The organism is Micromonospora sp. NPDC005205 (assembly GCF_040608275.1).
Lineage (GTDB): Bacteria > Actinomycetota > Actinomycetes > Mycobacteriales > Micromonosporaceae > Micromonospora.
In genome coordinates, this window is sequence record NZ_JBEXHV010000001.1 from 411,560 (window position 1) to 429,018 (window position 17,459).

The following is a 17,459-nucleotide window of genomic DNA, read 5'->3' on the forward strand; positions in this document are numbered from 1 at the left end:
GTAGCCGGCCTGGTCGTAGCCCCGGTCGTCGTAGCCGCCGCGCTGCTGCTGCGGAGGCTCCTGACCGTAGTTGCCGCCCTGGTCGTAGCCGCCGGCGGGCTGGCCGTAGCCGGCCTGGTCGTAGCCCCGGTCGTCGTAGCCGCCGCGCTGCTGCTGCGGAGGCTCCTGACCGTAGTTGCCGCCCTGGTCGTAGCCGCCGGCCGGTTGGCCGTAGCCGCCCTGGTCGTACCTGCCAGCCTCCGGAGCGCCGTATCCTGCGGTCGGCTCGGCGGCGCGACCGCCGTACGGGGCGGCCTCGGGCTGGCCGTACCCCTGCCCCTGCTCGGGCTGGTAGACGCCGGTGGCGTACGGGTCGGCCGGGGCCGGGTACTGGGTGCTGTCGCCGGTGTAACGGCCGGTCGGCTCGTCGAACCGCTCGCCGTAACCGGCTGCGCCGGCGGGAGCCGGCGGGTAGGCGGCGGTGCCGCCCGGGGCGTCGTAATCACGACCGCCGTAGCCGGCACCGGAGGCTGGGGCGGTCCCGTAGCCGGCACCGGAGGCTGGAGCATTGCCGTAACCGGCACCGGGCGCGGCACCGTAGCCGTCACCGGCCGCACCAGCGCCGTAACCGCCCTCGGGGCCGGCCGGGGAGCCGTAGCCGCCACCGGAGGCGGGGGCGTTGCCGTAGCCGCCGGCACCGTACCCAGCGGACGCTGGCTCCTCGCCGTAGCCCGCGCCACCCCAACCCTGCTGACCCGCGCCGCCGTAAGGCTGGGCAGGCGCGGCGTACGGGTCCGGCGGCACGTCGTCGACCACCGGGCGGTGCATCATCGTCGGCGCCTCGCTCAGCGCCGCGCCGCCGACCATCGTCGGATCCGCTCCACCGCCGGGCCGACCGCCGACCACGCGGGTCTGGTCGTCCGGACCGCGGAAACCGCCCCGTGAGGGAGGCACCACACCGCCGCCGACAGCCGCCGGAGCGTCGTCGTCGTCGCCGTTCTCCCTGCGCTTCATCCAGAGCAGCACGATCGTGCCGACACCGGCGGCGACCAGGAGACCACCGAGCAGAATGATCAGGTACGAGCTGAAGCCGCCGCCGTCGTCCTCGCTGTTCGCGGCGTTCGCCGGAGCACCCTGGCTGGCCTCCTCGGTGGGCTCCTCCTCGGTGCCCTCCTCGGTCGCCTCCTCGGTGGGAGTGGCCTCGGGAGTGGCGGACGGCGTGGCGCTGGGCGTCGTCTCGACCTTGATCGCGAGGCTGAGCCGCTGACCGGTGACGGCCTGCCCGGCGGTGGCGTTCAGGGACTTGAACGCCTTGATGTTGTCGAACGACGCGCCGAGGTCGATCCGTCCGGGCGCGATCGGGTTCTGGGTGGTGCCGGTGAACCGGAAGTCACCGCTGCCATTGCTGGTGGCGTCGTAACGGTGACCGGCGGTGTCCTGGAGGACCACGAACGCGTTCGCCACGGCCTTGCCGTCGCCCTGCGCGACCACCTTGCCGGAGACCGACCGCACGGTCTGGTTCTGCGGCGGCGGCGGAGCGGCCTTGCCCTTCACAGTCAGCGAGACGGTGGCGGTGTCCGGGCCCGACTCGGCCTCGACGGCCACCGTGATGGTCGCGGTCGCGTCGCCGGCGTTGTCGTTCGCCGCGATCCTGACCAGCGCCGACCCTGTCGGGTTGCCCAGGCCGCCGCCGGAGAGTTTGACGTCGCCGCAACCACTGGCGCAGGTGACGCCGGACGGCAGGCCGGCGAGGCTGACCTTCGCTGACTCGTCGCCATTACCCCCGGTGACGCGCACGGTGATTGTGGCGTCGCTGCCGGCGTTTACGGTGATCGAGCCGGGGGAAACGCTGACATCTGCGGCCATGGCTGGTGTGGCGGGGACGGCGAGCAGAGCGCCGGCAACCAGCGCTGCGACCACACCGGCCCGCTGCTTCCAGGCACGTCGGTGTGTTGACACGTCCACCGCCTTCCGGGCTGACTTCCCTCTGACCGGCGGGGCGCCGGGCCGGGGATCATCACGGTACGAATACGCCGTCGGCAACTATGCCTTGTCCGACTGCCTGAGCGCGACCCAGGGCCAGCGTCGCGTGTTTGGCCTGGGGGTCGTATCGTCCCGTCGTGTCCTCTCCGCACAGTAAGTCCGCTGCCGTTGCGGCCGCGTTGTCGGCGCTCGACGAGGGTCGTACACCCGAACGGCCGGTGTTCCGAGAGGCGGTCCGGTCGTTGTTGGCCGTCCTCGCGGAGCGCGCCCCCGGCCGATCGGTGGAGGTGCGCGTTCCACCATACGGGGCGATCCAGTGCGTACCGGGGCCTCGACACACCAGGGGAAATCCACCAAACGTGGTCGAGATGGCCCCGAACACCTGGTTGGAGCTGGCAACCGGCAGGGTCGCCTGGGCGGAGGCGGTCACCGACGGTCGCGTCCAGATGAGTGGCAACCGCGCGGACCTCTCGGCGTATCTGCCCCTCTAGTTGTCCCGATGTCCACTCCCCGTGACGCTGAGCAGGGAAATCGTGACTTTCTGTATTGACGCCGATTCGCGTACACTGTCAGGCGATGACAGTGGTCCCGGCAGAGGAGAGTGGATCCGCCCGTGATCCCCGCCCGGCCGGTCCAGACCAGCATGAGGGAGCGGTAGGTGCCCCGAGGCGACGGCCGGCTGAGCCACGACCTTGATCCCCAACGACCTGGCCCCCAGGATGCCTGTGGCGTCTTCGGCGTCTGGGCCCCCGGCGAAGAGGTTGCCAATCTGACCTACTTCGGCCTCTACGCCCTACAGCACCGCGGCCAGGAGGCGGCGGGCATCGCGGTGAGCGATGGCTCGGGCGTGGTGGTCTACAAGGACCTCGGCCTCGTGGCGCAGGTCTTCGACGAGCCCACCCTGGCCAGCCTGCGTGGTCACCTGGCGATCGGTCACGCCCGATACTCCACCACCGGCGCGTCCAACTGGGAGAACGCCCAGCCGACGATCCGGTCGACGACCTCCGGCACGACCATCGCGCTGGCCCACAACGGCAACCTGGTCAACACGGCCGAGTTGGAGAAGGAGGTCGCCGAGCGCGGCCTCATCGCGGACGGCTCGACAAACGACACCTCCCTGGTGACGATGCTGCTCGCCAGCCGACCGGATCTGTCGGTCGAGGCGGCCGCGCTGGAGGTGCTGCCGCAGCTGCGCGGCGCGTTCAGTTTCGTCTTCATGGACGAGTCGACCCTCTACGCGGCCCGCGATCCGCACGGCGTCCGCCCGCTGGTGCTCGGCCGCCTTGAGCGCGGCTGGGTCGTCGCCAGCGAGACGGCCGCCCTGGACATCGTCGGTGCCAGCGTGGTGCGCGAGGTCGAGCCGGGCGAGTTGATCGCGATCGACGAGAACGGGCTGCGCTCCACCCGGTTCGCCGCGCCGGAGCCGAAGGGCTGCCTCTTCGAGTACGTCTACATCGCCCGCCCGGATGCCACCATCGCCGGGCGCAACGTCCACTCGGCGCGGGTGCAGATCGGCCGGCAGTTGGCCAAGGAGCACCCGGTCGAGGCCGACCTGGTGATCCCGGTGCCCGAGTCGGGCACCCCGGCCGCCATCGGGTACGCGGAGGCGTCCGGCATCACGTACGGCGCCGGCCTGATGAAGAACCCGTACGTGGGTCGCACCTTCATCCAGCCGTCGCAGACCCTGCGTCAGCTCGGCATCCGGCTCAAGCTCAACCCGCTGCGGGAGAACGTCCGCGGCAAGCGGTTGGTGGTGGTGGACGACTCGATCGTGCGCGGCAACACCCAGCGCGCCATCGTGCGGATGCTGCGTGAGGCGGGGGCGCTGGAGGTGCACGTCCGGATCTCCTCCCCGCCGGTCAGCTGGCCGTGCTTCTACGGCATCGACTTCGCCACCCGGGCGGAGCTGCTGGCCAACGGGTTGGACAACGACGGCATCCGGCGCTCCATCGGCGCCGACACGCTGGGCTTCGTTTCCCTTCCCGGTCTGATCGCCGCGACCGAGCAGCCGAAGACCAGGTTGTGTCGGGCGTGTTTCGATGGGGAGTACCCGATCGAGTTGCCAGCCGGCAACCTGATCGGTAAGCACCTGCTCGAAGGGGTGGGTCGACGCGTCGCCAACTCGGCGCCGGAGGCCCCGCTCACCAACGGCTCGTCCGTCGCCACTCCGGGTGGCGTTACCGCAAACCGCCCGTAGCACCAACCGGCGCGGCCCGGCTACCGCCGGCGGCACCGAGAACCAAAGGGGAGAACCGTGACGCACGTGTCCGAGCGCAACGGCGCAGGAAGCAGCCCGACCGGCGCCGGTGGCGACCGCCAGCCGTGGACGGGCGGTGCTGGCCGCCAGGCGCGCAAACGCTCGGTCTCGTACGCCGACGCCGGTGTCTCCATCGATGCGGGTGACCGCGCGGTGGAGTTGCTCAAGTCGAAGGTGCGGCAGACCCGCCGTCCCGAGGTGCTCGGTGACCTCGGTGGCTTCGCCGGCCTGTTCCGGCTGGACACGAAGAAGTACAAGAGCCCGATCCTGGCGTCCTCCACCGACGGGGTGGGCACCAAGCTGGTGATCGCCCAGCAGATGGACATTCACGACACGGTCGGCATCGACCTCGTCGCGATGGTCGTCGACGACCTGGTGGCCTGCGGCGCCGAGCCGCTGTTCCTGCTCGACTACATCGCCACCGGCGAGGTGGTGCCGGACAAGGTCGCCGAGATCGGCGCGGGCATCGCCGACGGCTGCCGCTACGCCGGCTGCGCGCTGCTGGGCGGGGAGACCGCCGAGCACCCCGGCGTCCTGCGTCCGGACGAGTACGACATCTCCGCGACCGGCGTGGGCGTGGTCGAGGAAGCCGACATCCTGAGCCCCGAGCGGGTCGAGGTGGGCGACGTCGTGATCGCCATGCGCTCCTCCGGCCTGCACTCCAACGGGTACTCGCTGGTCCGGCACGTGCTGCTGGGCGCGGCCCGGATGCGTCTGGACATCGTGATCGACGACTTCGGTCGGCAGCGGACCCTCGGCGAGGAGCTGCTCACGCCGACCAAGATCTACGCCAAGGACTGCCTCAAGCTGATCGCCGAGGCCGAGGTGCGGGCGCTGTCCCACATCACCGGTGGCGGCATCCCCGGAAACCTGGTCCGGGTGCTGCCCGAGCACGTGGACGCGGTGGTCAACCGGTCCACCTGGAAGCCGCAGCCGATCTTCGACCTGATCCAGACGAAGGGTCGGATCGACGACCACGACATGGAGTCGACCTTCAACATGGGCGTCGGCATGTTCGCGATCGTCTCGGCCGAGGATGCCGACCGGGCGCTGGCCACCCTGACCGGCCGTGGTGTCGAGGCGTGGCAGGCCGGCGAGATCATCGAAGGCACCGGCAACGTGCAGATGGTCGGTCAGCACACCCGAGGATGATCACCCTCCGGTGATCGTACGGGCACCTGATCAGGGCTTCACCCGAGTGGCCAATGCCGCCTAGCCTGAAGGGCTCAGGCTAGGCGGAGGAGGGCAATGGCTGCTCGGGGACAGTCGTTCAGCGGGATGCGCGGCCTTGCCGCCGTCCCGTCGTACGTCGTCATGCAGCCCACCACCCTCTGCAACCTCGACTGCGCGTACTGCTATCTGCCGTTTCGCGCCGCCGACCGCCGGATGCCGGTGGCGGTGGCCGAGGCGGTCGCGGCCGCTGTCAATCCGTGGGCGGCGACTGGTCGGTTCTCCGTCGTGTGGCATGGCGGCGAGCCCCTGGCCGCCGGTCGAGAGCACCTGGCCGATCTGATCGCCCCGTTCGGGCCGGCGGTCGAGCACCACGTGCAGACCAACGCCACCCTCATCGACGACGACTGGTGCGATTTCTTCGCCCGGCACGAGATGCGGGTGAGCGTGAGCGTCGACGGGCCCCGGGCGCGTAACGGCGACCGGGTCAACCGGGGCGGTCAGCCGGCGTACGACCGGATCCTGCACGGCATCTCGGTGCTGCGCCGGCGCGGTCTGCCCTTCTCCGCGCTGGCAGTGGTGTCCCGGCCCGAGCCGGGGCTCGCCACCGAGCTGTACGACTACTTCCTCGAGCTGGGCTGCGACGTGCTGGGCATCAACATCGAGGAGACCGAAGGGGTCAACACCCGCGACAACCGCCACGACCCGTCGGCGGTGTCCGCGTTCTGGGCGGAGTTGGTCGGTGCGTGGCGTCGGGAGCCCCGGATCCACCTCCGCGAGATCGAGTGGTCGTTGCGTTACGCCGCGGCGGTGCTTGACAACTCGGCGGACGGGGTGCTGCCCCGCCATCTGGACCCGATCCCGACGATCGGTCACGACGGCTCGGTGATCGTGCTGTCGCCGGAGTTGGCCGGGTTCACCGACCCCCGCTACGGCGACTTCAGCAGCGGCAACGTGCTGACGACCCCGTTGGCGCAGATCCTCGGCAACGCGGCGTCGACGCCGTGGGTGGGGGAGTTCCTGTCCGGTGTGGAGGCGTGTCGGGCGTCCTGCCCGTACTTCGGCTTCTGCGGTGGTGGTCATGCCGCCAACCGTTACTTCGAACTGGGGCGTTTTGACGGTACGGAGACCGAGCACTGCCGCAACAGCAAGATCCGCCTATTGGAGGGAGTGTTGGAGCATGCCCGAGACCACCAGTCACCGGCGGCCTGAGCGCGAAGCGGACGACGGAGTCACCGAACGGGTGCGGGACGCGGCTCCCGCGCTCGTCGCGCTGCTTCAGGAGGCCGAGGACGCACGGCTGCTGCGTTCGGAGGTGTCGGGCGGAGGGGGCTCCAGCGCGGTCTGCGCCTGGAACCACTTCGAGAACATCCCGACGTTCTACAACTGGAACAATCGCCCGCGCTGAGGGAGCCGTTGTCAGGGGCCTGTCGAGCGGCCGGAGTGGATCCGGTCGGGCCAGGCCCCTGATCGTCGGCGACTGCACCTGCTCGGGACGTGGGTGAGCACGCGGGGGTTACCGCGTGCTCAGCTGCGTCGAGAGGTCAGCGGGTCGGACGGACCCAGGGATCTGGGTCGTCGTCAGCGTGATCCTCATCATCATCGCCGACGGACTCTTTAGAGTCGTCGTCGAAGTGGTGCTCAGACTTACCAGCACCCGCCAGTTCGCGCTGCAAAGCGGTGAGGTCGGTGTTCGGGGAGTGGTACTTCAACTCCCGCGCCACCTTAGTCTGCTTGGCCTTAGCACGGCCGCGCCCCATGGCTCGACCCCCTCGCACAGAATGCGGGGCAGCCCGAAGGCGGGCCCCGATGACGTCAGGCATCTCTCGTGGCTCTTACGGTACATGGGGATGCCATCGTTCGGCACCTCGGGTTACCGTCAGCCGGCTCTGCGCGTCGCGTCGATCCGGCCGTCACCCAGTGTACTGGGTAAGGGGCGGAACGGTTAGCACCCGTGACACCGGACAAACCGCATCAAATTTGACCCCGGCTCAGCTTACCCAGCGAGGCCCGGCACCGGGGCCCGGAGGCGGATCTCGTTCGACCCGCCCCCGGGGACGCGCTCAGCGCAGGTGGATCGCGCGCAGCCGGCCGACGTCCGCCATCCGGCGCTCCGCCAGCCGGTCGGCGGCCACCGCCGGGGGCACGCCCTCCGCGTCAGCCAGGTGCAGGATCTCGCGGGTGGTGTCGTAGATCCGGGTCGCCCGCAGCTTCGCCCGGTCGAAGTTGAAGCCCTCGATCTCGTCGGCCACCTGGATCACGCCGCCCGCGTTGACCACGTAGTCCGGGGTGTAGAGGATGCCCCGGTCGGCCAGCAGCTTCTCGATGCCCGGGTGGGCGAGCTGGTTGTTCGCCGCCCCGGTGACCACCTTGGCGCGCAACGCCGGCACGGTGTCGTCGTTCAGGGCGCCACCCAGCGCGCACGGCGCGTACACGTCGATGTCCGCGGCGACCAGCGCGCTGGCGTCGTCGACGAGGGTGACCTCAGGGTGGTTGCTGCGCACCCACGCCAGCGCCTTCGGGTTGACGTCGGTGGCGACCACCTCGGCGCCGTCCTCCAGCAGGTGCCCGGTGAGGTACTTGCCGACCTTGCCCAGCCCGGCCACGCCGACCCGCCGGCCCCGCAGGCTCGGAGTGCCCCACACGTGCTCGGCAGCGGCCCGCATCCCCTGGAAGACACCCCAGGCGGTGAGGATCGACGAGTCGCCGGCGCCGCCGTGCTCGACGCTGCGCCCGGTCACGTAGCGGGTCTCCCGGGCCACCACGTCCATGTCCGCCACGTACGTGCCGACGTCACAGGCGGTGTAGTAGCGACCGCCCAGCGACTCCACGAAGCGGCCGTACGCGCGCAGGAGCGTCTCGCTCTTGATCTGCTCCGGGTCGCCCCAGATGACGGCCTTGCCGCCGCCCAGGTCCAGCCCGGCGAGCGCGTTCTTGTACGCCATCCCGCGGGACAGGTCCAGCACGTCGGCGAGGGCGTCGTCCTCGCTCGCGTACGGGTAGAAGCGGGTGCCGCCGAGTGCCGGGCCCAGCGCGGTGGAGTAGATCCCGATGATCGCCTTCAGGCCGCTCTGCTTGTCCTGGCAGAACACGACCTGTTCGTGGCCGGTCGATACCGGGTCGTCGGTGCTCGCGAATACGCCCATTGCTGGCTCCTACTGTGGTGTGCGTCCTTGTGGGACGTGGACCTGGTGGACCCCGGCGGGGATGCTGCCGGTGTGACCGAGCCTAGTATCGGCCGCCGGGCAGGCGCTCGACGTGCCTCCGCCGTCCCACGGTGCGGCGCGCGTGCTCCGGCCGCTGACCGCGTACGGGCGTGGTTCGTGGGAGGATCGCGCGGTGCCGTCGCTCTTCGCTTCTTACCTGCGCGTGTACGAACCGCTGGCCGCGTTCGATCGGGACCGGCAGAGCTACTGGCGCCGCTACGTCTCGGAGGGGCGCGCGATCGCCCCGGTCGAGGGGCCCGGTCGGCAGCGGACGGCGGTGATCGAGGCGCTGGGCGCTGGCTGGACCCGGCTGCCGGACCTGCCGGAGGAGGCGTACGTCCTGGAGACGGACGACGGCCTGCTGGTCTGCCCGTGGAACCTGCGCATCCGGGTCGCTGAGGCGGCGCTCAGCGCCCGGGACGGGGTGCCCTCGGTGCTCGCCGACGCCTTCGTGCCGCCGGTGCTCGCCGGGCAGGCCAGGGCAGTGGTGGACGACTGGCGCAGTGGCGCCCGGGTGCTGGAGCACGGGGTGCCCCGGGTGCACGAGCAGATCGCCACCTGGGGCGTACCGCTGCGGTGGTTCGTGCTCTTCGACCCGGCGGAGCGGGACCTGGTCACCCAGCCGGGCCGGCGGGCGTTGCGCTACCGCACCGAGATCTCCAAGGCTCGACGCCGCTCGTCGCGGGCGCTGTCGGTGCTGCGCAAGTCGGTGGGCGAGGCGCCGATCACCGAGGCGGTGGAGGAGGCGGCCCGCTGGCTGGAGGAATTCCATCCGCGGTCCGTGGTCGAGCTGGACTACGGCGGCCTGGTCGACCTGCTCTCCGACGAGACGCTCGCCGCGGACGACTCGCCCGAGCTGGTCGCCGGTGGCCTCGCGGGGCTGTCGCGCGGCGAGGCCGAGGAGGCGTCGGCCGCGTACGACAAATTGGTGGCCCGGTGGCGCGCGGTGCAGCTGTTGGAGCGGTGCAACTAGGGCATATCACCTTAGGAGCGCTCCCAAGGCGAGTTGTGCTCGTAGTTGACGCATCACGAACCGTGATCATGAGTCCTAATAAGGTACTTTCTGCCGTGTAAAAGTCGTAAAAATCGGGCATGGTTCATCCGTCCGTCTAGGGACCTTCATCCGTTCGGCCCATGTCGGACATCGGGGACTAGCCGGACCATGGGAGACGCGTCGGCCGGCGGGACCCCGGCCGATGTCTATACATGTGGAGGAGTGACCGATGGCATCGCGAACGCACGAACCAGAGCCGCTACTCACGCCGGCCGAGGTGGCGTCGATGTTCCGGGTCGACCCGAAGACGGTGACCCGGTGGGCCAAGGCTGGCAAGCTCAGTGCCATCCGCACCCTGGGTGGCCACCGTCGGTACCGTGAGTCGGAGGTCAGGGCGCTTTTGCAGGGCCAGATCCCGCAGCAGCGGCAGGGCGACTGAGCAGCGATAGTTCTTCGAAAGGGGCGGTGGATCTCGATCCGCCGCCCCTTTCGTGTGCGCCGCCGAGCACGACCCCGACCGCGCGTCAGCGCCGCAGGGTCAGCGCCGCAGGGTCAGCGGCGTGGCTCGGCCAACGTCACCCTGATGCCCACCGTGCCGCCCTCGCCGCGACGCAACCGGCTGCTCAGCAGACTCAGTCGACCGATCACGCGGTACTTGTGCTTGAGCAGGTCGCGGATCCGGCCGGTGTCACCACCTCCGTAGAGCGTCGCGTGAGCTGGCACCTCCGCCCCGTGTGGTCGACCCCGGACGTCGCACGGGGCGATGGTCACCTCGCCGTTGCGGCGGATCCGCTTGACCTTGCCGGAGTCGGCCCGGGTCCAGACCGCCAACGCCTCGCCGTCGCGCACCGCCCAGACCGGGGTCGGCACCGCCCGACCGTCCTTGCGGAAGGTCGTGAGCAGGATGTACTTCTCGGCCGACAGTCGGTCCAGCATGGTCACGCCGCCAGGATACGGCCGGTGCGGGGCACTGAGTGGCCAGATAGCGTGAACGTCGTGACGGTGGAGCCCCAGATCGGTGACGTGGTCGGTGAACTGCTGCGGGACACGCTCGCCGTGGCCACCGGGGTGGGCCCCCGGCCCCTGGTCGGTGGTCGACTGCCGCGACCGGTCATCGAGATCATCGAACGGGACGACGGTCTGATCAACGGCGCCCCGTCCGCGCACTACCTGGACGGGCCGGCGGAGTGGCAGCCGTACGACCACCGCGCGGTGGACCGGGCGCACGGCGAGACGCTGGACATCGGCACCGGAGCCGGCCGCATCGCGCTGCTGCTCCAGGAGCGCGGCGTACCGGTCACCGGGCTGGACACCTCCGCCGGCGCGCTGGAGGTGAGCCGGCGTCGCGGTGTCCGGCGGCTGGTGCACGGCACCGTCGACACGCACGTCGCCGACGGGGCGCGGTACGACACGTTCCTGCTGCTCGGCAACAACCTCGGGCTGTTCGAGGGGCGGGAGCGTGCTCCCGAGTTCCTGGCCGCGCTGGCCGCGCTGGCCCGACCGGGGGCGCAGATCATCGCGCAGGGCACCAACCCGTACGGCACCCGCGACCCGCTGCACACCGGCTACCACGAGCGCAACCGTCGACGCGGCCGGTTCGGTGGCCAGCTGCGGCTGCGGCTGCGCTACCGCGAGTTGAGCACCGAGTGGTTCGACTACCTGGTCTGCTCGGCAGACGAGTTCGCCGGCCTGGTGCACGGCACCGGTTGGCGGCTCACCGATGTGGACGACCGTGACGCCCCCTACTACCTGGCCACCCTGCGCCTCGTCGACTGAGCAGGATGGCCCCCGCTCACCGCCGGGCGGAGAGCGGGGGCCGTCCGTACGTCTCAGACCTGGACGGTCGGGGGGAGCTGCTCGGGCGGAAGGCCGCCGTCGCCGTCGACCACCTCGTCCGGTTGGCCGTCCTCGTCGATGTCGACCATGGTGATGTCCACCTTGCCGTCACCGTCGGTGTCGAACTGGAACAGGTCCGCCTTGCCGTCGCCGTCGGTGTCGACCACCCACACGTCGGTCTTGCCGTCGTTGTTGGTGTCGGCGCGCAGCAGTTCGACCCGCTCATCGCCTCGGGTCTCCACGGTCTCCCCGGCGGTGACGCTCTCCGGTGCCTGGCTCATGTCGATGCGGTCCTTCCCTCGGTTGACGGGGCGTCATTACCCGATCCGGCGCTCCCCCACGCATGGTCCGGGTCGTCGCGCTGTCTAGGGTCGCACCATGAGCGAGCGGAGCGGGCGGGACACCCGGTCAGGCGTAGCGGGGACCCCGCGCATCGGCGGGCAGGACAGGGAGGCGTGATGAGCGATCGTTTCGTGGTCGTCGGTGCCGGCACGATGGGGCTTGGCATCGCGTACGTGGCGGCCGGTACCGGGCACGCCGTCGAGTTGGTCGAGGTGGATCCCGAGCGGGGTACGGCCGCGCTGAACCGGCTCGCCGAGCTGTGGGAGCGGGCGGTGCAGCGCGGGAAGTTGAGCGCCGACGAGGCCGCCACGAACCGGCAGCGGGTGACGCTGCGCCCAACCCTCGCCGATGTCGCTCCCGCCCCCCAGGTGATCGTGGAGGCGGTGCCGGAGCGCCTCGAGCTGAAGCGTGCGGTGCTCAGGGACGCCGCCGCGCTGCGTCCGGCTCTGCTGGGCAGCAACACCTCCAGCATCGCCATCGGGGCGCTGGCCGCCGAGTTGGACGCGCCCGAGCGCTTCCTCGGCCTGCACTTCTTCAACCCGGTCTGGGCGATGGCGCTGCTGGAGATCGTGGTCGGCCCGGCCACCGCCGAGGAGACCACCGCCGCGGCCGTCGCGCTCGCCGGCCGGCTCGGCAAGGACCCCGTCGTCGTACGCGACATGCCCGGATTCGCCACCTCCCGGCTCGGGGTCACCCTCGGGCTGGAGGCGATCCGGATGGTCGCCGACGAGGTGGCCAGCCCGGCGGACATCGACAAGGCCATGGTGCTCGGCTACCGGCACCCGATCGGGCCGTTGGAGCTCACCGACCTGGTTGGGCTCGACGTGCGGCTGGACATCGCCCGCACCCTTCAGGCCGCGTACGGGGACCGTTTCGCGCCGCCGCAGATGCTGGTGGAGATGGTGGCCGCCGGGCGGCTGGGCAAGAAGTCCGGGCAGGGCTTCTACCGCTGGGAAGGCGGGGTCAGGCAGTGAGCGGCCTGCGGATCGAGGAACGTCCGGACCGGCTGGTGGTCACGCTGGACCGGCCGGAGAAGCGCAACGCCATCGACGCCGACCTGATCGCCGAGCTGCACCAGGTCTGCGCCGAGTTGGAGGCCCGCCCGCGCCTGCTGCTGCTCACCGGCGGCGCGTCGGGCATCTTCGCCGGTGGCGCCGACATCGGCCAACTGCGCGAACGGGGTCGCACGGACGCCCTCGCCGCGATCAACTCGGCTGCCTTCGCCCGTATCCGGGCGCTGCCGATGCCGACCGTGGCGGCCGTCGACGGCCCGGCGTTGGGCGGTGGCGCCGAGCTGGCGTACGCCTGCGATCTGCGGGTGTGCACGGCGCGGGCGGTCTTCGGGCAACCGGAGGTGCGGTTGGGCATCCTGGCCGGCGCCGGCGCGACCCACCGGCTGCCGGCGTTGATCGGCGAGGGCCGGGCCAAGGAGCTGCTCTTCACGGGCCGGCGGGTGGACGCCGCTGAGGCGCTGCGGATCGGCCTGGTGAACCGGGTGGTGGACGAGCCCGGCGAGCTGCTGACGGTGGCGCACGCGTTGCTGGACGAGATCGCCCTGGGCTCACCGCTGGCGGTGCGGCTGACCAAACTGGCGGTGGACGCGCCGGCCGCCGCGCACCCGCACCTCGACCTGGTCAGCCAGGCGGTGCTCTTCGAGGACGATGAGAAGCACCGCCGGATGACCGAGTTCCTGGAGCGCCGCCGGCCGCGCTGATCCCGCGTACGCAGAAACGGCCGCACCGGCGCGAAGCCGGTGCGGCCGTCGTGGTTTCTGGGCCTGCCTACTGCCGGATCTGCACCCCGGCGTCGGCCAGGCCGCGGATCACCTGGGCGGACTCACCGAAACCGATGATCAGCACGGCGTCCGCGCCGAATTCCTTGATCTCCTTCGCGCCGCCGCTGAAGTCGACCGGAGCGGCCTTCGCGTCGGCCGGCGGCTCGTACGTCAACAGCTTGAGCCGGTCGTTGGCGATACCGGCCTTCTCCAGCTCGTCACGGACGGTGCCCTGGAGACCCTCACCGTAGGAGTCCTTGCGGGCGACGATGACGATCTTCTGTGACCCGTCGCGGAGGATCACGTCGGCCAGCGCCCGGCCCTGGAGGCTGTCCGGCGGGGCGGTACGGAAGTAGAGGCCCTGGTCGTCGACGTCGGTCAGGCTGCTGTCGGTGTTGGACGGGGAGAAGAGAATCTTCCCGGCCTGCACCACGTCCGGCAGCACCGCCCGGGAGATGCCCGAACCGCCGGCACCGATGATCACGCTGACGCCGTCCGTCACGTGCTTGGCCACCGTCGCCTTGGCCACCGCCGGGTTGGTGCCGTCGTCGCCGTCGAGCCACGTCACCGGCTTGCCCAGTGCGCCGCCAGCGGCGTTGACCTCCTTGATCGCCAGCGCCGCGCCGGCGGCCATCGGCGGGTAGGCGATCGAGAGGTCACCGGTCTTCGGCAGCAGGCCGCCCAGGATCAGCGGCTCCTGGTCGGCGGCGGCGCCACCCGGGCGCTGCTTCTTCGGCTTCGGCGGGGCCTTGGTGCTCGCCGCCGACTCGATGCCGGCGCCGACGAACTCGGTCTTGCCGTCGTTGATCTGCTGCCCGTCGAAGGTCAGCGTCGCGTAGCTGGCGGTGGCCGGCTCACCCTTGTCGGTGAAGCCCGCCCGGGTCAGCGACACGCCGCGGTACTCGATGTCCTGCCCGTTGCGGGCCAGCGCGAGACAACTCGTCGGGTCTTCGCAGCGCTGCCCGTCGTTGGTCACCGCGACGATCTGCTTGGTGATGGCGGCCGGGTCGGTGCTCCCTGCCAACTGGGCGGCGAGCACGGCGATCACCACCGCGTCGTACGTCTCCGCGGAGTACACGAAGTCCGTCAGCGCCGGATTGACGGCCCGTAGCCGGCCCTTGAAGTCGTCTGGCAGCGGCACGAGGGGCGTGGTGCCCTTCATCCCGTCGACGAGACTCGCCCGTTCCTTCAACTCCGCTGGATAGGAGTTGAGCATGTTGCCGTCCGTGCCGTAGAGGCGCACCTGTTGGGCGCTGGCCTCTTCGGGCTTGTCATCCCCGCAAGCGCTTGTGGCGAGCAGGATCGTCGCGCAGGCAGCCAGTGTGGCTACCCGCGAGCGGCGTGATACGAACATGGTCGTCCTTCCTCCGGCGAAGGTCCGCTGCGCACATTAGCGTGCCGAGGCCGGCGGCGGGACCGTGGAGGTGGCGTAATGCGCAGGTAGCTCGCGTTGAACACGGACAGTGACGGTTGAGGGGGCGCTTGACCACCCGTCCTACTGTGCGCTGCGTGACGGATCTACCACAGCAGACGTTCGATGACGCGGCCGCCGTGCTCCGTTCGGCGCTGACCGGCGATGGAGACGCGGTGGTGGGAGCCTTCGACGCGGTCGTCAACCGGGCCGGCCTGGACGGCGCGTACGACGTCGCCTGGTGCCTGGCCGCGACGATGCTCGGTGACGCGCCGGCAGCCAGCGGGGCGGCGCTCGACTTTCCGGGGATCGATCAGGCCGGGTACGACACCCGCTGGGTGGCCCGCTTCGTCAGCGCGTACGCGAATCGGGACGAGCCGACCGGGGAGGCGCTGTTCGGCGCGGCGGCCGCCGACGGGCTGCTCCCCGACTGCCTGCTCACACTCGCCGGTTCGACGATCGCCACACTGCGCAGCCGCGCGGAGTGAACCGCCGCCGGGTCGCGGCGTCCGTCGGGGGGCGGACGCCGCGACAGTGCGGGTCGGTCAGAACGCGTGGTACGCGATGAGCGGTTCGTACTCGTAGCGCAGGTTCTCGAAGCGGACCCGGAAGTTGACGCCGTCCCGGACGTTGGTCGCCACCGTGATCCAGCCCGAGTTGGCCGGCAGGTAGGTCCAGTAGTTGCAGGCGCTGGTCTTGTCGACGAAGATCACGCACGCGTCGGTGGCGTACACGCTCGCGTTGCGCACGTTGATGTCGCGGCAGCGCGTCGTGGTGCGGTACTGGCCGGCTGAGCCGCCGTACCGGCCGGTCTCGAAGTACGACCGGACCGCCCCGCCGTAACAGGTGGCGAGCGGGGCGAACACGTTCGGCCCGGAGCTGACCGGCGTGGTCGGTGTGGTCGGCTCCGCCTGGGCGGGCGTGCCGACGGAGAGCAGTGCGGTGGCCGTGGCGACGGCGAGCAGACGAGCGGTCGGGGATGGCATCCGTTCGTTCCTCCAAACAGTTGGTCAACGGTCCGTGTTGGACTGATCATCTGGCCGTGACGATGATACGTATCGATCGACTACCGCGCGGCCCCGGTGATGTCCGGCCCGTGTGGTAGCTCTGTAGGCATGTCCGAGGCCATGCTCAGCAAGGTGCGCAAGCTGTTGGCCCAGGCCGAGGACCCGGCCTGCACGCCGGCCGAGTCCGCCGCGTTCACCGCCAAGGCGACCGAGCTGATCGCCCGCTACGGCGTCGACCGGGCGCTGCTCGCCGCCCGGGACCCGACCACCGATCCGGTCGGCGATCGGGTGCTGGACGTCGTCGCCCCGTACGCCCGCGACAAGGTCGGCCTGCTCGCCGCCGTGGCCGAGCCGCTGCGCTGCCGTTGCGTACGCCGCCGGCAGGGCAACGGCTTCGCCCTGCACCTCTTCGGCTTCGCCAGTGACCTGGAGCGAGTCGACCTGCTCTTCACCTCACTGCTCGTGCAGGCGGCGCACGGCCTGGCCGCCACGGAGGTGCCCGCCGACGACCACCCCGCCGCCTTCCGCCGCTCCTGGCTGGCCGGCTTCGCGGAGGTGGTCGGAGGGCGACTCTGGGCGGCGGAGTCGGCGGCGGCCAGCGAGTCGGGCACCTCGTCGGTGGCGCTGGTGCTGGCCGACCGGTCCGACCGGGTGCAGCGCCGGCTCACCGAGGAGTACCCACGGCTGCGTACGGCACCGCCACGTCGGTTGGGCGGCACCGGCTTCGGTTCGGGGGCGGAGGCCGGCGAACGCGCGAACCTCGGTGGTCGGGACCTCGGCGGCGCCGCTGCCGGTCGGCGGCTCGGCCGCTGACCCGGTAGGCCGTCAGGCCGCCGTGCTGGGGCGATGGCGCGACACCGTGGCGACGTAGCGGGTGAGCAGCTCGTGCCAGCCGGCTGTGAGCGCCTTGCGGTAACCCTCGGCAGCCTCGCCATGCCGGTCGAAGTGCCGGTGCTCCAGTTCGAGCCGGGTCTGTTCCGGCCCCTCGGCATGGAACAGCACCTCGACCTCGCTCGCGCGGGCCGGGTCCGGGACCGGTGCCCGGTCGGGGCCGATCTGCCACACGAAGACCAGCCGGCGAGGCGGATCCCAGGTGAGCACCCGGCCCCAGTCGGCCCGGAAACCGTACGGGCCGATCTCGTAGAGCATGCCGCCGGCCCGAGGCTCCATGCCCAGCTCGGCCAGTGCGTCCGGGCCGGACCAGGTGTATTCGGTGACCCACCAGTCGGTCAGCTCGTCGCTGAAGACCGCGAATGCGTGCTCGGCGGCACCCGGGACGAGAACGCTGCACCGAAGAGAGAACTGGCCGACGTCCTGCCGGATGTCGGCCGGATCAGTCAATTCCTGTCCCATAGGCCCGGACCATACCGGCTGATGCCTCGGTGTGCAGCTTCGCGCGGTGCCCGGTTCCAGACAGAGGGTCGTCGAGTCGTCACGGACGGGATGCCCGGCCGGAAAGCGGGTAACCGCGCGGACGACCGGGACTTTCGTGCGGGCGGG

At 70.9% G+C, this 17,459-nt stretch carries 20 protein-coding genes; 12 read left to right on the top strand and 8 right to left on the bottom strand.

Annotation, left to right across the window (positions count from 1 at the left end; translation table 11 throughout):
• A partial coding sequence (locus ABZU43_RS01945) for a carboxypeptidase regulatory-like domain-containing protein (RefSeq protein WP_355004712.1) occupies positions 1 to 1,938 on the bottom strand: 1,938 nt, incomplete at its 3' end.
• Between the two features lie 161 nt (positions 1,939 to 2,099).
• Here ABZU43_RS01945 and ABZU43_RS01950 point away from each other — a divergent pair.
• From ABZU43_RS01950 to amcA, 5 genes are all read left to right on the top strand, one after another.
• A complete protein-coding gene (locus tag ABZU43_RS01950; protein WP_238672767.1) occupies positions 2,100 to 2,453 on the top strand; it encodes a sterol carrier family protein in 354 nt (117 codons plus the stop codon).
• A 167-nt stretch (positions 2,454 to 2,620) separates the two neighbouring features.
• Positions 2,621 to 4,159, top strand: coding sequence for an amidophosphoribosyltransferase (purF, locus tag ABZU43_RS01955; protein ID WP_355004713.1), 1,539 nt, complete (start codon positions 2,621 to 2,623; stop codon positions 4,157 to 4,159).
• 57 nt (positions 4,160 to 4,216) lie between these two features.
• Complete coding sequence (gene purM / locus ABZU43_RS01960; protein ID WP_354943702.1) at positions 4,217 to 5,371, top strand: phosphoribosylformylglycinamidine cyclo-ligase; 1,155 nt, start codon at positions 4,217 to 4,219, stop codon at positions 5,369 to 5,371.
• A 126-nt stretch (positions 5,372 to 5,497) separates the two neighbouring features.
• A complete protein-coding gene (gene amcB, locus ABZU43_RS01965) occupies positions 5,498 to 6,601 on the top strand; it encodes a cyclophane-forming radical SAM peptide maturase AmcB (RefSeq protein ID WP_355005171.1) in 1,104 nt (367 codons plus the stop codon).
• Entirely contained in the window at positions 6,570 to 6,797 is a 228-nt protein-coding gene (gene amcA, locus ABZU43_RS01970) for a multiple cyclophane-containing RiPP AmcA (RefSeq protein ID WP_355004714.1), read from the top strand. The genes amcB and amcA overlap by 32 nt, the downstream gene beginning before the upstream one ends.
• A 136-nt stretch (positions 6,798 to 6,933) precedes the next feature.
• On the opposite strand, the gene ABZU43_RS01975 is transcribed toward amcA, so the two are convergent.
• Both ABZU43_RS01975 and ABZU43_RS01980 read right to left on the bottom strand, forming a co-directional pair.
• The gene (locus ABZU43_RS01975) at positions 6,934 to 7,149 is read right to left on the bottom strand and encodes a DUF3073 domain-containing protein (protein WP_124821603.1); all 216 of its coding nucleotides are present in this window, start codon (positions 7,147 to 7,149) and stop codon (positions 6,934 to 6,936) included.
• A 303-nt stretch (positions 7,150 to 7,452) separates the two neighbouring features.
• Positions 7,453 to 8,535: a Glu/Leu/Phe/Val dehydrogenase gene (locus ABZU43_RS01980; protein ID WP_355004715.1), complete on the bottom strand. Its 1,083-nt coding sequence runs from the start codon at positions 8,533 to 8,535 to the stop codon at positions 7,453 to 7,455.
• 193 nt (positions 8,536 to 8,728) lie between these two features.
• Between ABZU43_RS01980 and ABZU43_RS01985 the strand changes: the two genes are divergently transcribed.
• Positions 8,729 to 9,568: a hypothetical protein gene (locus ABZU43_RS01985; RefSeq protein WP_203123410.1), complete on the top strand. Its 840-nt coding sequence runs from the start codon at positions 8,729 to 8,731 to the stop codon at positions 9,566 to 9,568.
• Positions 9,569 to 9,818: 250 nt separating this feature from the next.
• Entirely contained in the window at positions 9,819 to 10,028 is a 210-nt protein-coding gene (locus tag ABZU43_RS01990) for a BldC family transcriptional regulator (RefSeq protein WP_007073996.1), read from the top strand.
• Between the two features lie 113 nt (positions 10,029 to 10,141).
• Here the strand turns inward: ABZU43_RS01990 and ABZU43_RS01995 are convergent, their stop codons facing one another.
• Positions 10,142 to 10,531, bottom strand: a complete 390-nt coding sequence (locus ABZU43_RS01995) for a PPOX class F420-dependent oxidoreductase (protein ID WP_355004716.1) — start codon at positions 10,529 to 10,531, stop codon at positions 10,142 to 10,144.
• A 54-nt stretch (positions 10,532 to 10,585) separates the two neighbouring features.
• Between ABZU43_RS01995 and ABZU43_RS02000 the strand changes: the two genes are divergently transcribed.
• Positions 10,586 to 11,365, top strand: coding sequence for a class I SAM-dependent methyltransferase (locus tag ABZU43_RS02000; RefSeq protein WP_355004717.1), 780 nt, complete (start codon positions 10,586 to 10,588; stop codon positions 11,363 to 11,365).
• A gap of 53 nt (positions 11,366 to 11,418) precedes the next feature.
• Here the strand turns inward: ABZU43_RS02000 and ABZU43_RS02005 are convergent, their stop codons facing one another.
• Positions 11,419 to 11,706: a hypothetical protein gene (locus ABZU43_RS02005; RefSeq protein WP_355004718.1), complete on the bottom strand. Its 288-nt coding sequence runs from the start codon at positions 11,704 to 11,706 to the stop codon at positions 11,419 to 11,421.
• A gap of 177 nt (positions 11,707 to 11,883) precedes the next feature.
• Here ABZU43_RS02005 and ABZU43_RS02010 point away from each other — a divergent pair, with 177 nt between their 5' ends.
• Both ABZU43_RS02010 and ABZU43_RS02015 read left to right on the top strand, forming a co-directional pair.
• Positions 11,884 to 12,741, top strand: a complete 858-nt coding sequence (locus tag ABZU43_RS02010; RefSeq protein ID WP_355004719.1) for a 3-hydroxyacyl-CoA dehydrogenase family protein — start codon at positions 11,884 to 11,886, stop codon at positions 12,739 to 12,741.
• Positions 12,738 to 13,481 (top strand): enoyl-CoA hydratase/isomerase family protein, encoded by a 744-nt coding sequence (locus tag ABZU43_RS02015; protein WP_112586217.1) that lies wholly within the window; start codon positions 12,738 to 12,740, stop codon positions 13,479 to 13,481. Before ABZU43_RS02010 ends, ABZU43_RS02015 begins: the two co-directional genes overlap by 4 nt.
• Positions 13,482 to 13,548: 67 nt before the next feature.
• Here the strand turns inward: ABZU43_RS02015 and ABZU43_RS02020 are convergent, their stop codons facing one another.
• Positions 13,549 to 14,895, bottom strand: a complete 1,347-nt coding sequence (locus ABZU43_RS02020; RefSeq protein ID WP_355004720.1) for an ABC transporter substrate-binding protein — start codon at positions 14,893 to 14,895, stop codon at positions 13,549 to 13,551.
• Positions 14,896 to 15,050: 155 nt separating this feature from the next.
• Between ABZU43_RS02020 and ABZU43_RS02025 the strand changes: the two genes are divergently transcribed.
• Complete coding sequence (locus ABZU43_RS02025; protein WP_355004721.1) at positions 15,051 to 15,440, top strand: hypothetical protein; 390 nt, start codon at positions 15,051 to 15,053, stop codon at positions 15,438 to 15,440.
• 57 nt (positions 15,441 to 15,497) lie between these two features.
• On the opposite strand, the gene ABZU43_RS02030 is transcribed toward ABZU43_RS02025, so the two are convergent.
• Positions 15,498 to 15,938: a hypothetical protein gene (locus tag ABZU43_RS02030; RefSeq protein ID WP_238672776.1), complete on the bottom strand. Its 441-nt coding sequence runs from the start codon at positions 15,936 to 15,938 to the stop codon at positions 15,498 to 15,500.
• 129 nt (positions 15,939 to 16,067) lie between these two features.
• Here ABZU43_RS02030 and ABZU43_RS02035 point away from each other — a divergent pair, with 129 nt between their 5' ends.
• Positions 16,068 to 16,772, top strand: coding sequence for a DUF2786 domain-containing protein (locus ABZU43_RS02035; RefSeq protein WP_355004722.1), 705 nt, complete (start codon positions 16,068 to 16,070; stop codon positions 16,770 to 16,772).
• A 12-nt stretch (positions 16,773 to 16,784) separates the two neighbouring features.
• Here the strand turns inward: ABZU43_RS02035 and ABZU43_RS02040 are convergent, their stop codons facing one another.
• Entirely contained in the window at positions 16,785 to 17,312 is a 528-nt protein-coding gene (locus ABZU43_RS02040) for an SRPBCC family protein (protein ID WP_355004723.1), read from the bottom strand.
• Positions 17,313 to 17,459 lie beyond the last annotated feature (147 nt).

Excerpts from the sequence above, each read along its gene's own strand:
- amcB (WP_355005171.1), top strand. The coding sequence starts at position 5,498 with ATGCGCGGCCTTGCCGCCGTCCCGTCGTACGTCGTCATGCAGCCCACC.
- amcA (WP_355004714.1), top strand. The coding sequence starts at position 6,570 with ATGCCCGAGACCACCAGTCACCGGCGGCCTGAGCGCGAAGCGGACGAC.
- ABZU43_RS01975 (WP_124821603.1), bottom strand. The coding sequence starts at position 7,149 with ATGGGGCGCGGCCGTGCTAAGGCCAAGCAGACTAAGGTGGCGCGGGAG.
- ABZU43_RS01980 (WP_355004715.1), bottom strand. The coding sequence starts at position 8,535 with ATGGGCGTATTCGCGAGCACCGACGACCCGGTATCGACCGGCCACGAA.
- ABZU43_RS01990 (WP_007073996.1), top strand. The coding sequence starts at position 9,819 with ATGGCATCGCGAACGCACGAACCAGAGCCGCTACTCACGCCGGCCGAG.
- ABZU43_RS02005 (WP_355004718.1), bottom strand. The coding sequence starts at position 11,706 with ATGAGCCAGGCACCGGAGAGCGTCACCGCCGGGGAGACCGTGGAGACC.
- ABZU43_RS02010 (WP_355004719.1), top strand. The coding sequence starts at position 11,884 with ATGAGCGATCGTTTCGTGGTCGTCGGTGCCGGCACGATGGGGCTTGGC.
- ABZU43_RS02020 (WP_355004720.1), bottom strand. The coding sequence starts at position 14,895 with ATGTTCGTATCACGCCGCTCGCGGGTAGCCACACTGGCTGCCTGCGCG.
- ABZU43_RS02030 (WP_238672776.1), bottom strand. The coding sequence starts at position 15,938 with ATGCCATCCCCGACCGCTCGTCTGCTCGCCGTCGCCACGGCCACCGCA.
- ABZU43_RS02035 (WP_355004722.1), top strand. The coding sequence starts at position 16,068 with ATGTCCGAGGCCATGCTCAGCAAGGTGCGCAAGCTGTTGGCCCAGGCC.
- ABZU43_RS02040 (WP_355004723.1), bottom strand. The coding sequence starts at position 17,312 with ATGGGACAGGAATTGACTGATCCGGCCGACATCCGGCAGGACGTCGGC.